The following is a 14,965-nucleotide window of genomic DNA, read 5'->3' as shown; positions in this document are numbered from 1 at the left end:
AAAATAAAACGCAGAGGATATTCAAAAAAAGTATTGCAATTCGCCCTGATAGATGTTATTTTTAATCTCGTTGAAAAGAATATATTAGGAACCAGGATTCACTCAGGACATTGAATGTTGCGAGAGATTATTCCCTCGGGAAGTGAATGACGTAGGTCCTAGCGGATGAAATTTTCAAACATTTTATTCCTAGGAAGGGGGAAACCGGAAGATGGAATACTTAACTTTCGGAAGACACGTTGCTGTTGACACTTGGGGAGTCGACTTTGATATGCTGAACGACGCGGAATTTTTGCAAGCTCAAATGGTTGAGGCTGCAGAAGCATGTGGTGCTACAGTAATGTCGGTACAATCCAAGCAGTTTGAACCTCAAGGAGCGACAGTGCTTGTTCTGCTGTCAGAAAGCCACCTCTCGATTCATACTTATCCCGAGAGAGGATTTGCAGCGATTGATTGCTACACCTGTGGCGAAACAGTCGATCCACAACTGGCAATCGATTACCTGGTATCCGTATTGAAGCCTGAAAAAACGTATGCGAAGAAGCTTGTACGCGGTTTGGGCGAGTTGAAGGTGGAAACACCGGAAATGAAACAAGTCGAGCTGGTATAGAGGCTGGACGCTTATAATGATAATGATTCATAACCATGGAGATCGCTCTCCATGGTTATTTGTTTTCAGAAGGCCCCATATACTGTAGTTATGGAACAAGCTAAAAGCTCATGAACGAAGCTTTAGGGGGCTGGTTTAAATGAGAAGACGAAGATCTAGAGATCTACTTTTTGCGAGCCTGATCCTGTTGCTGCTTACAATTCTCGTGTACCAGGGGTACCGAATGATGCGGCCGCAGGCAGGGCATGCGGATGCGGAGAAAATGCTGTACGAGGTATCTCTTTTTCAGATGCAGGTGCTGAACACCTCGCTCATGGACGCGTCGGACAGTGAAAACACAAGTCAATTGAATGCTCTGAAGCTGGCGGCATATTCGGCTGCTTTCGCCCATGACCGGCTGGTGAACTCGCTTGGTAAGGATAAGGTTTACACTTTTTCAGCAATAGGGGACCTCGTAGATACTCTGACCACTTGGCAAATCGGCGGAAATAGACCGCTGAGTGAAATGGAGAGGGAGCTTCTTGTTAAATACAGTGAGCTCTTTTTAGGTGTCGTTCCGTCCTATCAACAGCTCCTCAGCGAAAGTGGACATGTGATATCTTCGAAAAACGATGAGCTTGAAAAAACGGGCAAGCAGCTTGCAGCTCTGATTAAAGGTAAATAGATGATGGTTAATAAGACAGTATAAACTGCTGCCATTTATGGCAAGATAGTAAAAACCTCCTGAACAAACAGAATGAACTAAAGGTAATCAGGCTTTAGCTCAATCGAAGTATTTTCATAAACATTTCATAAAATAATTCAGGGGACACTTTACAACTGTGATATAATTAACATAGTGAAAATGAATAGAAGCCAAAAAAATTATCCTAAATTGGATCTTTTTTTTTGAAACGAAACTTAGGCAGGTGAACATCAAAATGCACATCGTCGTTGTCGGATTGAACTATCGCACAGCGCCTGTAGAAGTAAGGGAACGTTTTACGTTTGAACAGAATGAATTGCCGGAAGCGCTCAGCCAGCTGATGCTGACCAAAAGCGTGATGGAAGGCGTCGTCGTTGCGACATGTAACCGTACGGAAATTTATGTTGTGGTGGACCGTTTGCATATGTGTGGATACTTCATCCGCAGTTTTATGGAACAGTGGTTTGATATTCCTCGCGAGGAATTTACCCAGCATTTATATATATATGAAGATGAGCAGGCAATCTCCCACTTGTTCCGTGTAACTTGCGGACTGGATTCCATGGTGATTGGAGAAACGCAAATCTTAGGCCAGGTCCGTACAGCATTTTTGCAAAGTCAGCAGGAAAAAGCGACGGGTACATGGTTTAATATGTTGTTTAAACAAGCTGTAACACTTGGCAAAAGAGCGCATTCTGAAACCTCGATCGGCGAAAGCGCCGTTTCCGTCAGCTATGCTGCTGTAGAGCTGGGCAAACGGATTTTTGGCATGTTTGATGATAAAAAGGTGCTGATTCTCGGTGCCGGTAAAATGAGCGAGCTCACGGTGAAGCACTTGTACGCAAATGGTGCGGAAGAGGTTATTGTGGCTAACCGTACGCTGGCCCGTGCGGAAGAGCTTGCAAGCAAATTCAAGGGGACGCCTTGTACGATGGAAAAGGCCCTGGAGCGGCTGCATGAGGTGGATATCCTGATCAGCTCCACAGGAGCCAAGGATTATGTCCTGGACCGCGCCCAGGTCAGTGAAAGCATGAAGAAACGCCAATCCCGTCCTCTGTTCATTATTGATATTGCCGTACCACGGGATATTGATCCGGCGATTGCCGAACTGAACAACGTCTTCCTGTATGATATTGATGATCTTGAAGGGATTGTCGAGAGCAATCTGGAGATGCGCAGAGCCGAGGCGGCTAAAATTGAAGTGATGATCAAAGAAGAAATGGACGAGTTCCATCAATGGCTGAAGACACTGGGTGTTAGACCGGCGATTCGGGCACTGCAGGAAAAGTCCTCCAATATCCATGAAGAGACTCTGCAAAGCTTGTTTAACAAGCTACCAGAGCTGGATGAGCATCAGCGTAAAGTCATCCGCCGTCTGACGAAGAGCATCGTCAATCAGATGATGCATGATCCGATTAACCGAATCAAAGAAATGACGGCAGCAAAGAACGGGAATGAAGCGCTGGATTACTTCACACAGATTTTTGCTTTGGAAGAGGATTTGGATGAAGCCGGGCAGGACGCGAGTAACCTGCAGCAGTCAAGTACGGTCAAAAGTGAACTCAACCGAGAAAAGCATGAAAACAAACCGTTTGCCTTCAAAGGTTCGCTGACACCAGCAGGCCTTTAATGGCCGTCAGGGGGAGTGGACATGCTCACTGGATTTTATGATGCCGGTATTTATATCTTTGCCCTGAGCCTTCTGTTTTTTATCTCGGATTGCATTCGACGCAATCGGAGCGCGAAGCGGATGGGCACAGGGCTTCTTGCTGTAGTTGCGGTCTTGCAGGCGGGCGCCCTGTTTATCCGGGCTATGGAGGAACGGGCGCTTCCTATTTTTACGCCGTTTGATTTTCTGCTCCTGCTTGCGTTTAGTCTTGTCGTTGCTTCCCTGATTATCAATTTGCTGCAGCGGGCGGAATTTGCCGTTTTACTTTTAGGTATTGTAGGATTCAGCATCCAGATTTTGAACAGGCTCTGGTTTTCACCGGGGAACAATCCGCTTCGGCATTGGGAGACGGTTCATGGGCTGCTTGTGCTCCATATCACGCTGGCCAATCTCAGCTTTGTCATCTATACGGTTGCCGCGGTTTTCGCGGGGATGTATCTTTTTCTTCACCGAAAATTGAAAGGAAAGAAATGGACGGATACGGTACGGCGTTTGCCGAGTCTTGAAATGCTGGATAAATACGCCTATTCTCTGGCATTTATCGGTACACCGATGCTGACGGTTTCCTTTATCGTAGCGGCTTTATCAGTCATCTCGGAGGGAAGGCTGAATCTGCTTTTGGATTTGAAGGTGCTGGCTACCTTGGCGGGACTGGGATTCTATTATTTCTATCTGTTCAAGAAACGCTCTCATCAGCATACCGGCTCACTTATGGCTAAATGGATTCTGACAGGGTATGTTTTTATAATCATCATTTTTGTGCTCAATACATGGTCTGACTTTCACGGCTGGAATGGGGAGTGATGACGGCTTGCCTACATATATACCTATCATGCTGGATTGTGAAAATAGGATCTGCATGGTCATTGGAGGAGGGCAGGTCGCCGAAAGAAAGATCAAGGAGCTGCTCACGGGTGCTGCGAACGTGACCGTTATCAGCCCTTCGATAACAGTGGCCCTCCGGCAATATCATGATCAAGGCAAGCTGAACTGGCTGCCCCGTAAGTATGCTGAAGGGGATCTGGAAGGGGCGTTTATGGTTCATGCCGCCGCAGATGATCCGGAAGTGAACAGACGGGTAGCGGAAGAAGCCAAGGCGAGAGGGATTATTGCCAATGTGACTGACCAACCGGCTCTTGGCAGTTTTATACATCCCAGTGTCCTCCGGCGCGGCCGTCTTCTGATAGCCGTTTCTACCTCGGGTGCGGGTCCTCTCGCTGCGAGAGCCATCCGGAGGAAGCTGGAAGATGATTTCGGAACGGAATACGAGGAATATCTCGATAGTTTATATGATATGCGGAAGATGATCCAAGAACAGGTTAGCGATCCGGCAGTCCGGCAAAAATTGCTAAGGAAGGCATGTGGACCGGATATGCTGGAATCGCTGCGGCAGGGTACCTTCAGACTCTGGAGTCCGGAGGAAATCAGGCAGTGGATCAACGACAATCAGGAGGAATGAGAATGCGGACAATCGTAGTGGGAAGCAGACAAAGTGCGCTGGCACTGACACAGACAGGCCAGGTCATCGATGACCTGAAACGGCTTTGCAAAGAGCATGGCTTTGATTTCGATTTTGAAGTGAAGAAAATCGTCACCAAAGGTGACCGCATACTGGATGTGACCCTCTCTAAGGTGGGAGGCAAGGGATTGTTTGTCAAAGAAATCGAGCAGGCTTTGATGGACGGCGAGATAGACATGGCGGTACATAGCATGAAGGACATGCCTTCCGTACTGCAGGAGGGTCTGGTGAATGGCGCAGTGCCCCGCCGAGTGGACCCCCGGGATTGTCTGATTACGCTCGAAGGAAAAAGCCTTGATGATCTGCCGCATGGAGCTAAAGTAGGGACTAGTAGTCTCCGCCGTTCCAGCCAGCTCAAGGCATACCGCCCTGATCTGGAACTTGAGCCAGTTCGCGGCAATATTGATTCACGTCTGAAGAAGCTTGAAACAGAAGGGTTTCAGGCGATTCTATTGGCAGCTGCTGGTCTTTACCGGATGGGCTGGGAAGACAGAATAACTGCTTATCTTCCGGTTGAAACCTGTTTGCCTGCAGTTGGACAAGGTGCACTTGGCATTGAATGCCGTCAAGATGATGCAGAGCTGCTGAAGGTGCTTTCCTTATATAACGACAAAGAATCGGAGCTGACGGTCACTGCTGAACGTAAATTTCTGGGCGTGCTAAATGGCGGCTGCCAGGTTCCCATCGGAGCCTATGCCGTACTGGTCGAGGCACCGGAGGGACATTCCCTTGCGGGGCAAAACGTTATACAATTGACAGGAATGGTTGGTTCTCCGGATGGGGATGTAATCCTTAAGGAAACACTGCTCGGCACGGATCCGGTGAAGCTTGGTGAAGATGTAGCCGGAATGCTGATTGAGCGGGGAGCGGAGAAAATTCTCGAACAAGTCAGGGAATAAGGGGATGGGGAGATGGCGGGAAAAGTATATCTGGTTGGTGCAGGCCCAGGCCATGCCAAGTTAATTACTGTGAAAGGTCTGGAATGTCTGCAAAAAGCGGATGTGGTTGTCTACGACCGTCTTGCGGCCCCGCAGCTTCTTGGGGCTGTGAAGCCGGGTACACGTAAAATATATGTTGGCAAGCTGCCAGACCGACATACAATGAAGCAGGAAGAAATCAATCAGCTTCTGGTCGATCTGGCTCTGGAAGGCAATGTGGTTGTCCGGTTAAAAGGCGGCGATCCTACCATTTTCGGCCGCGTCGGTGAAGAAGCCGGATTGCTTAAGAAGAATGGTATTACTTACGAGATTGTACCCGGTGTAACGGCCGCCATCAGCGTTCCCGCTTATGCCGGTATTCCTGTCACTCACCGGGAGATGGCATCTTCGCTTTCGATTATTACCGGGCATGAAAGTCCGGACAAGCTTGACCGGATGATTGATTGGGAGAAGGTTACGAATGCGACAGGTACACTTATTTTCATGATGGGTGTGTCCAAAATTGGATATATTGCGGATCAGCTCATGGAGCATGGCCGTCCCGGTCACACGCCGGTGGCTCTTGTTCGGTGGGGGACCCGCGCTGAACAAGATACACTGACAGGAACTCTAGCGGATATTGAGCAGCGTGTAATAGCTGCTAATTTTCAGCCGCCAGCTGTTATTGTGGTTGGCGACGTGGTGCTCCAGAGAGAGCAGCTGAAGTGGGCGGAGTTCCTTCCTCTTTTCGGCAAGCGCATCCTGGTCACTCGTGCAAAGTCCCAGGCCTCGGAGCTTGTAAACCGGATTGATGAGCTTGGCGGTGAGTCCTATGAATTCCCGGTCATTGAAACCGTCTATCCGCAGGATCGGGATAAACTTGTCCGGATACAGGACTCACTTTCTCAGCTTAATACCTATGATTGGGTGTTTTTTACCAGCGTTAATGGCGTTGAATATTTCTACCGGCATCTGGCAGAGCAAGGTCAGGATGTTCGCAGCCTTTACGGGGCCAAGATCGCCGCTGTAGGTCCGGCGACTGCACAAGCGTTAATAGAACGCGGGATTGTGCCGGTCGAGCTTCCAGAGCGTTTTCAGGCTGAGGGGCTGATTGAAACACTTGGCAGCCAGCTCAAGCCTGGTCAGAGGGTACTTCTGCCTCGCGGTAACCTGGCAAGAACTTGGATGCCTGAAAAACTGGAAGAACTAGGGCTGGATGTCACTGCTATTGATACCTACCAGACGGTGATGAGCCAGGATGAAGACCACGAGCTCATCAGGCTGCTTGAGGATCATGCGATTCATATCGTCACCTTTACCAGCTCCTCGACAGTCTCGCATCTAATCGGGAAGCTGAAGCAGATGGGCGTTCAGGATCCGGTGCAGCTGCTCAGTACAGTCGAAGCCGCCTGCATTGGAGAAGTGACAGCCCAGACAGCCCGGGATGCCGGACTGCGTGTGAGTATGGTTGCCGAGCAATCGACGATTGAAGGGCTGATGGAATCGCTCTGTTCATACATGAAAAAGGATCATCAACAAGTGAAATAAAGCGATACAGGAGGTAATAGATATGAGTTTTCCAATTGTAAGACACCGGCGTTTGCGCCAATCCGCAGGCATGCGTAATTTAGTGCGTGAAACCGTACTTCATGTTAACGACTTGATTATGCCGATTTTCGTTACCTACGGAAAAGGAGTTAAAAATGAAATTTCCTCGATGCCTGGCGTGTATCATTTTTCGCTCGATACCCTGAAGTCTGAAGTAGACGAAATTGTGGCACTTGGCATCCCTGCCGTACTGCTGTTTGGTATTCCGGAGACGAAAGACAGCGTAGGCACATCCGGTTTTGCAGAAGACGGTATTGTTCAAGAAGCGACCCGCCTGATCAAAGGCTGGTACCCTGATCTGCTCGTTGTAGCAGATACCTGCTTATGCGAATTTACCGATCATGGTCACTGCGGTATGGTTCATACCTTTGAAGTCGACGGTCAGATACATGGTGATGTGATGAATGATGAATCGCTTGAGCTGCTTACGAAAACTGCCGTATCCCAGGCCAAGGCCGGAGCGGATATTATTGCGCCGTCCAATATGATGGACGGATTTGTACAGGCGATCCGTGCGGGCCTTGATGAAGCCGGATTTGAACATGTGCCGATTATGTCTTATTCGGTTAAATACGCTTCTGCCTTCTACGGACCTTTCCGTGAAGCGGCTGATTCCGCTCCGCAGTTTGGCGACCGCAAAACCTATCAGATGGATCCGGCCAACGTACGCGAAGCTCTTCGCGAAGCCGAAACGGATGTACTCGAAGGTGCAGATATGCTGATGGTTAAACCAGCACTGGCGTACATGGATGTCATTCGGATGCTGAAAGATCAGTTCGATCTGCCGCTGGTTGCCTATAACGTGAGCGGCGAATATTCCATGGTGAAGGCTGCAGCAATGCAGGGATGGATCAATGAAAAGGCGATTGTGCAGGAAATGCTGACAGGCATGAAGCGCGCTGGAGCCGATATCATTATCACTTATTTCGCAAAAGATGCCGCCCGCTGGATGCAGGAGCATTAAAATAACGACACGGGAGTGACTTTCATGAGCAATATGTCTGGAAAACGTAAAGAAGAGGCTTCCCGCACGGCGTTTGAAGAAGCCAAGCATTATCTTCCCGGCGGGGTTAACAGTCCTGTGCGGGCTTTTAAATCAGTTGGCCTGACACCCATTTATGTGGATCATGCCAAGGGCTCACGGATCTATGACATCGATGGCAACAGTTTTATTGATTATATCGGCTCCTGGGGCCCGCTTATTATGGGACATGCCCATCCGGAGGTTATCTCGGCCATTCAGGAAACGGCATCAAAAGGCACAAGCTTTGGCGCTCCAACCCTTATCGAAACGGAAATGGCCAAACTGGTCTGTGAACGTGTTCCTTCGATTGATGTTGTGCGGATGGTGAACTCGGGAACGGAAGCAACGATGAGTGCAATCCGTCTTGCACGCGGGTATACAGGGCGGGGCAAAATTTTGAAATTTGAAGGCTCCTACCACGGACATGCGGACAGCCTGCTGATCAAAGCGGGTTCAGGCGTAGCTACGCTTGGTCTGCCTGACAGCCCTGGCGTACCTGAAAGTGTTGCATCGAGCACGATTACAGTAGCCTATAATGATCTCGAGTCCGTAAAAGTGGCCTTTGAACGTTTTGGCGAGGAGATCGCCTGCGTCATTGTCGAGCCGATTGCCGGCAATATGGGGGTTGTGCCTCCGCTTCCAGGTTTCCTGCAAGGTCTTCGTGAGATTACAACACGTTATGGCAGCCTTTTGATTTTTGATGAGGTGATGACGGGTTTCCGTGTGAACATCAACTGTGCGCAGGGCCTGTTGGGCATTACACCTGATCTGACTTGTCTTGGCAAGGTCATCGGCGGTGGCCTTCCAGTGGGCGCTTATGGCGGTAAACGCGAAATTATGGAGCAGATCGCCCCATCCGGACCAATTTACCAGGCGGGAACGTTAAGTGGTAACCCGCTGGCAATGGTTGCCGGATATACGACGCTTAAATTGCTGACACCTGAGGTGTACGAGCAGCTCGAGGAGCGCGCTTCGCGCCTTGCGGCAGGTTTTGAGAAAAATGCCAGGCAGTTAGGCGTTCCTGTGACCTTGAACCGTGTCGGTTCCATGGTTTGTCCGTTCTTCACGGAAGGACCTGTGGTGAACTATGATACAGCCAAAGCTAGCGATCTTCAGCGCTTTACCAAGTATTTTGCCAATCTGGTAGAAGAGGGCGTCAGTGTGGCTCCTTCCCAGTTCGAGGGGATGTTTGTATCGGCTGCGCACAGCATAGAGGATATCGATGCTACGATTGAAGCCAACTACAACGCCTTGAAAAACCTGTGAGAACATGGACTCGCCGCGGTCAATGGCTGGAGCTGATTCCCGGGAAAAGCTTGAGCGGGGCTGCAAACCGGGACGAAGCTACACCAGCTTGGCTGCTGGAGACACTGGGAATGCCGGAAAAGCTTATGAAGCAGCTGCACGCAAATAAGGCGATAGAATGGAAAGGGGACCGGCTGCGGCTGGCCCTCTTTCCCGTTCAAGCAGCGGGAATTGAACCAATATGGCATGAGCTTGATATCCTGTATGAAGATGATTTCTGTCTGGTTGTGCATAAGCCTGCAGGCATGAATATTCATCCTGATGGCAGCAAAGGCAACGCAGAGCCGACACTCGATCATGCGGTTGCAGCGTATTTTCAGATGCAGGGCGAGGAAGTAGCCGTACGGCATATTCATAGGCTTGACCAATGTACGACCGGACCTGTTCTATATGCCAAAAATGAGTGGGCTCAGCTTAAGCTGGATGAGGATATGCGCCACAAGCGCATTGCGCGGAGCTATGCAGCCTTCGTGCAGGGCAAGGTATCGGCCGAGCTGTCAGTAATTGATCTGCCAATCGGCAAGGATCGCCACCATAAGCAGCGAAGACGGGTCTCTCCATCCGGTCAAAACGCAGTAACGCGCATACGTGTAGGCGAGTTGTTCAAGAATTCCTCTCTCGTACATCTTGAGCTGGAGACAGGCCGTACGCATCAAATCCGTGTTCATCTCAGCCATTTGGGGCATCCGCTGCTGGGCGACTCGCTTTATGGCGGAAGTACGGCCTTGATTGGAAGGCAGGCGCTGCACGGCGAACAGCTTGGGTTCACCCATCCTTTCACTGGAGAACGAATTGATATTGCCGATCCTTGGCCCATTGATCTGCAGCAGCTGCATGAGAAGCTGTGCAATATAAAATAAGCACATATGATTCTTGGCAAAAAGCGAAGAATTCGCATAATGTCCAGAAAATATCGGCGCAAACTGCCGGACTGGTGCAAAACTGGAATGCCCTTATATTTGGAGCATATAGATAGAATGAGTAACGCATTTTGGGGCTCATGCCGTGAGCAGACTCATGGTTAGAAATATGCCGAAAGGAGGACAATTCTGTGTTTGACCAGTCCTACGGTTTGCGTTTTGATATTTATGAGCGAATTCATCTATCGGAAGATGTGTCTGGAATTGCCGAGCTGGAAGAAATCGAGCTGCTGCCTCATATTCAGGTCATCAGCCAGGGGGAGCAGGTCGCACTTCGTGGCCACTTGCTTTTAAGCGGGCTGTACAGAGGCGATGGGGAGGAGGACGGTACACAGCGTCTTGAGCATTTTATTCCTGTGGAAATCACCGTACCTACAAATCGTGTGTCTTCGCTGGACGAGATTGCCGTTGAAATTGAAAATTTTGATGTAGATCTCTTGTCCAAACGCAGCTTGAACATCACGGGTGTGTTGTCCCTACGCGGAATCGAAACCGCTGTAAGCGACCCGGCACCTGCATGGAATGCTGATGAATTTACGGTCATACATGCGTCAGATGATCCTGCTGAGGATGCAGTACTGGCTGCTTTTTTGGAGGAAGAGGAGGGCAGCGCGGATGAGGCGGAGATCAGGGAAACGAACGATGCATCGTATTCAGCGGATAACCAAGCGCCGGCATATGCAGCGGAGAGCTTTACCGTCCCTGAAGGCTTTGAAGCATCAGATTTCACCGAAATCCTGCCGCAGGCCGAAACGGCTGCCGAAACTTATTCCCAGCAGCGGACCCCTGAGGAGACGTCGGAGCCTGAAGAAGTACCCGCTCCCACCGCGTTACATACGGACAAGGAATCCCCGGAACGCAGCGGGAATAAGGCATCTTCGAACGTCTGGCATTTTGAGCATGAAGATGAATCGGAACTGTTACACCCAGAAAATACCGCGATTCCGGCGGAAGAGGATCAAGAGACGAATATCTACCTGACGTCTGTTGATCAGGAATCTATTCACGAGCCGGCATTTCCGTTCAGTGCCTTCCAGCAGGAATCGGTACCCAAGGAAGAACCTACGGATGAACGGGAAATGCGAATCGCTCTTGGTAGCAAAAAAGATGCGCAAAGGGATGACAAGGAATCCATCGGTTTTTCCTCAATTCTGGCTTCGAGCCGTTCACTGAAAGAGCAGGAGCAGCAGGCTGTATTGGAAGAGCCTCAGCGTGAAGAAACGGAACGGGAAGCGAACGGCAGCGATGATATTCAGTGGCAGAATCTGTTTCTGGGAAGCAGCTCGGAAAAAAATCAATTCCGTAAAGTGCGGCTATGCATTGTTCAGCGGGAGGAAACGCTGGAGACGATTGCTAACCGCTATCAGCTCACCGCCCGCGAAATCCTGCTCCATAACCGGCTGGCCGAGCAAACGGTTGAGGAAGGCCAAATTTTATACATTCCGTAGGAATGGCATGATGAAAATCATAAGAAGGGCGTCCGGTACTGGAAGAAAAGGCCGGGCGCTTTTTTGTGTTATTGCCCGGTACCCTTGTTTAAGATTCATACATAAGTTAATAATAATTCTATAGCGTGAAACGACGCCTGGACAGCAGCACGCTCTATGTTGACTTAAGTCGACAACCAAGTTATGATATTCTTATATTTTGTCAAGAACGATGATCGGGAAGAGTAGGATGATATGCCCTTCAGAGAGTGGAATTGCTTTGCTGCGCTGTGAGATTCCGCAGGATGCATTCAACCGAAGTCGCCCGGGAGTTGTCTGTTTGAGCCGATTTCTCGGGTTAGAGCAGACCGGCTGCAGCCGTTATCTGCATGAAGTGTCGCGTACTTGAAGGCATTTGCTTGAGAGCAGTCTGCCATGTCTAAGGTGAGATGTATTTGCATTAGGCATACGCGAAACAAAGGTGGTACCGCGAAAGAACAGCCTTTCGTCCTTTGAGGACGAGGGGCTTTTTTGTTTTTTTAGCACAAAGCTGATCTTGTGATGGAGGAATGCAATGATGACAGAGCAGGACAACAAACTGACGACAGAAATGCCGACGACCTATGATCCGAAGGCAGCCGAAGAAAAATGGTATAAATACTGGATGGAAGGGGAGTTTTTCAAGGCTGGACAGCGCAAAGACGCGAAGCCTTATACGATTGTCATTCCCCCTCCGAATGTTACAGGCATGCTTCACATCGGGCATGCGCTCGACTTTACGCTGCAGGATATCCTGATCCGCACCAAACGGATGCAGGGCTATGACGCCCTTTGGCTTCCAGGCTCGGACCACGCCGGTATCGCCACCCAGACGAAAGTGGAGCAAAAGCTTCGCGAAGAAGGCGTTACTCGCTATGATCTGGGCCGGGAGAAGTTCCTGGAAAAGGTATGGGAGTGGAAAGACAAATACGCTGAAACCATCCATGAGCAGTGGTCGAAAATGGGCTTTTCCCTTGATTACTCCAGAGAACGTTTTACGCTGGATGAGGGCCTGTCCAAAGCCGTACGCGAGGTTTTTGTAAAGCTTCATGAAAAAGGTCTGATCTACCGCGGCAAACGTATCATCAACTGGGATCCGGCTGCTCGTACGGCCCTCTCTGATATTGAAGTTGAATACAAAGAGGTTCAAGGGCATCTGTATCACCTCTCCTATCCTTTGAAGGATGGAAGCGGGCATATCACGGTAGCCACCACACGTCCGGAAACCATGCTTGGGGATTCGGCTGTAGCCGTTCATCCAAAGGATGAGCGCTATAAGGATATGATCGGAAAAATGCTCGTTCTGCCGATTGTTGGCCGTGAAATTCCGGTCATTGCAGATGAGTACGTTGATAAGGAATTCGGAAGCGGCGCTGTTAAAATTACACCTTCCCATGATCCGAACGATTTCGAGGTAGGACTTCGCCATGACCTGCCGCAAATTACGGTTATGGATGAAACGGGTACAATGAATGAACTGGCTGGCAAATACCAGGGCATGGACCGCAGCGACTGCCGTAAGCAAATCGTTCAGGATTTGAAGGAGCAAGGCGTCCTGATCAAAATCGATGACCATCTTCATCAGGTTGGACATAGTGAACGTACGGGCGCTGTCGTTGAGCCTTACCTGTCCACACAGTGGTTCGTTAAGATGCAGCCGCTGGCCGAAGTGGCCATAGAGGCGCAGAAATCAGGCAAAGGCGTAAACTTTGTACCGGACCGTTTTGAAAAAACTTATCTGAACTGGATCGAAAACGTGCGTGACTGGTGTATTTCCCGCCAGCTCTGGTGGGGTCACCGCATTCCGGCATGGTACTGCGAAGCCTGCGGCGAGATTCATGTTGCTCACGATGATGTGACAAAATGCTCCAAGTGCGGCAGCACCGATCTCCGTCAAGATGAAGACGTTCTGGACACCTGGTTCAGCTCCGCCCTGTGGCCGTTCTCGACCCTTGGCTGGCCTGACCAAACGGAGGATCTGAAGCGTTACTATCCGACAGACGTTTTGGTTACCGGATATGATATCATCTATTTCTGGGTTGCCCGCATGATCTTTACTGCACTTGAATTTACCGGTGAGATTCCATTCAAGGACGTACTGATGCATGGTCTGGTTCGTGATCCGGAAGGCAAGAAGATGTCCAAGTCGCTTGGCAACGGTGTGGATCCGCTGGAAGTCATCGAACAGTACGGCGCGGATGCGATGCGCTATATGATCTCCACCAGCAGCACGCCTGGGCAGGATCTCCGCTTCCGCTGGGAGCGCGTGGAACAGGCCCGGAATTTTGCCAACAAGATCTGGAATGCATCACGTTTTGCCTTGATGAACCTAGAGGGCTTCACTTATGACGACATTGACATAAGCGGTGAACTCAGTACGGCTGATCGCTGGATTCTGCATCGCCTGAACGAAACTTCCCGTGATATCACGCGTCTAATAGATGCCTATGAATTTGGTGAGACTGGCCGCCTGCTGTATAACTTCATCTGGGATGACCTCTGCGACTGGTATATCGAATTCTCCAAACTGTCCCTGTACGGGGAAAACGAGACAGCGAAGAATACGACAAAATCAGTACTTGCCTACGTGCTTGACCGTACGCTGCGCATGATGCATCCGTTTATGCCGTTCATTTCCGAAGAGATCTGGCAGCATCTTCCGCATCAAGGCGAGTCCATTACACTGGCTGCTTGGCCGGAATTTGATGCTGCTCTTGAAAATGAAGGAGCTGCGCGTGAAATGTCACTGCTGATGGATATCATCCGAGCAGTACGAAATATCCGTGCCGAAGTAAACGTGCCGATGAGCAAAAAGGTTGAGCTTATGCTGAAGGCCGGAGATGATCAGGTGCTTCAAATCGTAACTCGCAATGAAATTTATGTGCAGCGCTTCTGCAATACTTCAAGTTTTACGGCAAGTCTGGGACTTGAGAGTCCGGATAAAGCGATGACCGCGATTGTTACAGGCGCTGAGCTGTATCTGCCGCTTGCGGGTCTGATCGATATTGATCAGGAAATTGCGCGTCTAGAAAAAGAGCTGCAGAACTTGAACAATGAAGTACTGCGCGTTGAGAAGAAGCTAGGTAATGAGGGCTTTGTATCCAAGGCACCTGCGAAAGTCATTGAAGAGGAAAAGGCGAAAATGGCTGATTACTCTGATAAGCGGAGCAAGGTTATTGCACGGATTGAAGAACTGAAGGGCTGATTTTAGAAAAACGATTCACTGGGGAGCATGCAGTATC

12 protein-coding genes and 1 other annotated feature are annotated in these 14,965 nt (G+C 49.8%); all 12 genes read left to right on the top strand.

The features are described 5' to 3' along the window. Positions 1 to 211: 211 nt before the first annotated feature. On the top strand, positions 212 to 610 hold the full coding sequence (speD, locus tag E6W40_RS24640) for an adenosylmethionine decarboxylase (RefSeq protein ID WP_136608281.1): 399 nt from the start codon (positions 212 to 214) through the stop codon (positions 608 to 610). A 139-nt stretch (positions 611 to 749) separates the two neighbouring features. Further along, on the top strand, positions 750 to 1,274 hold the full coding sequence (locus E6W40_RS24635; RefSeq protein ID WP_136608280.1) for a hypothetical protein: 525 nt from the start codon (positions 750 to 752) through the stop codon (positions 1,272 to 1,274). A 256-nt stretch (positions 1,275 to 1,530) separates the two neighbouring features. After that, positions 1,531 to 2,925, top strand: coding sequence for a glutamyl-tRNA reductase (hemA, locus tag E6W40_RS24630; protein WP_136608279.1), 1,395 nt, complete (start codon positions 1,531 to 1,533; stop codon positions 2,923 to 2,925). Positions 2,926 to 2,946: 21 nt separating this feature from the next. Then, entirely contained in the window at positions 2,947 to 3,768 is an 822-nt protein-coding gene (ccsA, locus tag E6W40_RS24625) for a cytochrome c biogenesis protein CcsA (protein WP_136608278.1), read from the top strand. A gap of 7 nt (positions 3,769 to 3,775) precedes the next feature. After that, positions 3,776 to 4,423, top strand: a complete 648-nt coding sequence (locus tag E6W40_RS24620; protein WP_246073177.1) for a precorrin-2 dehydrogenase/sirohydrochlorin ferrochelatase family protein — start codon at positions 3,776 to 3,778, stop codon at positions 4,421 to 4,423. Between the two features lie 2 nt (positions 4,424 to 4,425). After that, positions 4,426 to 5,382 (top strand): hydroxymethylbilane synthase, encoded by a 957-nt coding sequence (hemC, locus tag E6W40_RS24615; protein ID WP_136608277.1) that lies wholly within the window; start codon positions 4,426 to 4,428, stop codon positions 5,380 to 5,382. 12 nt (positions 5,383 to 5,394) lie between these two features. Continuing rightward, complete coding sequence (gene cobA / locus E6W40_RS24610; RefSeq protein ID WP_136608276.1) at positions 5,395 to 6,948, top strand: uroporphyrinogen-III C-methyltransferase; 1,554 nt, start codon at positions 5,395 to 5,397, stop codon at positions 6,946 to 6,948. A gap of 22 nt (positions 6,949 to 6,970) precedes the next feature. Then, the gene (gene hemB, locus E6W40_RS24605; RefSeq protein ID WP_136608275.1) at positions 6,971 to 7,972 is read left to right on the top strand and encodes a porphobilinogen synthase; all 1,002 of its coding nucleotides are present in this window, start codon (positions 6,971 to 6,973) and stop codon (positions 7,970 to 7,972) included. Positions 7,973 to 7,996: 24 nt separating this feature from the next. Beyond that, positions 7,997 to 9,298 carry a glutamate-1-semialdehyde 2,1-aminomutase gene (gene hemL, locus E6W40_RS24600; protein ID WP_168929039.1) on the top strand — a complete coding sequence of 434 codons (1,302 nt, stop codon included), beginning with the start codon at positions 7,997 to 7,999 and terminating at the stop codon, positions 9,296 to 9,298. Further along, entirely contained in the window at positions 9,295 to 10,197 is a 903-nt protein-coding gene (locus E6W40_RS24595; protein ID WP_136608274.1) for an RluA family pseudouridine synthase, read from the top strand. Before hemL ends, E6W40_RS24595 begins: the two co-directional genes overlap by 4 nt. 191 nt (positions 10,198 to 10,388) lie before the next feature. Beyond that, the gene (locus tag E6W40_RS24590; RefSeq protein ID WP_136608273.1) at positions 10,389 to 11,705 is read left to right on the top strand and encodes a LysM peptidoglycan-binding domain-containing protein; all 1,317 of its coding nucleotides are present in this window, start codon (positions 10,389 to 10,391) and stop codon (positions 11,703 to 11,705) included. Positions 11,706 to 11,907: 202 nt separating this feature from the next. Then, positions 11,908 to 12,200 (top strand) — a binding site (T-box leader). Positions 12,201 to 12,261: 61 nt separating this feature from the next. Next, entirely contained in the window at positions 12,262 to 14,928 is a 2,667-nt protein-coding gene (locus tag E6W40_RS24585; protein WP_136608886.1) for a valine--tRNA ligase, read from the top strand. Positions 14,929 to 14,965: the final 37 nt, after the last annotated feature.

The sequence above is a fragment of the Paenibacillus dokdonensis genome, from assembly GCF_004916975.1.
GTDB classification, from domain to species: Bacteria; Bacillota; Bacilli; order Paenibacillales; family Paenibacillaceae; genus Paenibacillus_AQ; species Paenibacillus_AQ dokdonensis.
The sequence above is the reverse complement of the archived record's forward strand: the minus strand, read 5'-3'. Positions and strand labels throughout refer to the sequence as shown.

Excerpts from the sequence above, each read along its gene's own strand:
- ccsA (WP_136608278.1), top strand. The coding sequence starts at position 2,947 with ATGCTCACTGGATTTTATGATGCCGGTATTTATATCTTTGCCCTGAGC.
- hemB (WP_136608275.1), top strand. The coding sequence starts at position 6,971 with ATGAGTTTTCCAATTGTAAGACACCGGCGTTTGCGCCAATCCGCAGGC.
- hemC (WP_136608277.1), top strand. The coding sequence starts at position 4,426 with ATGCGGACAATCGTAGTGGGAAGCAGACAAAGTGCGCTGGCACTGACA.
- E6W40_RS24635 (WP_136608280.1), top strand. The coding sequence starts at position 750 with ATGAGAAGACGAAGATCTAGAGATCTACTTTTTGCGAGCCTGATCCTG.
- E6W40_RS24585 (WP_136608886.1), top strand. The coding sequence starts at position 12,262 with ATGACAGAGCAGGACAACAAACTGACGACAGAAATGCCGACGACCTAT.
- speD (WP_136608281.1), top strand. The coding sequence starts at position 212 with ATGGAATACTTAACTTTCGGAAGACACGTTGCTGTTGACACTTGGGGA.
- cobA (WP_136608276.1), top strand. The coding sequence starts at position 5,395 with ATGGCGGGAAAAGTATATCTGGTTGGTGCAGGCCCAGGCCATGCCAAG.
- hemL (WP_168929039.1), top strand. The coding sequence starts at position 7,997 with ATGAGCAATATGTCTGGAAAACGTAAAGAAGAGGCTTCCCGCACGGCG.
- hemA (WP_136608279.1), top strand. The coding sequence starts at position 1,531 with ATGCACATCGTCGTTGTCGGATTGAACTATCGCACAGCGCCTGTAGAA.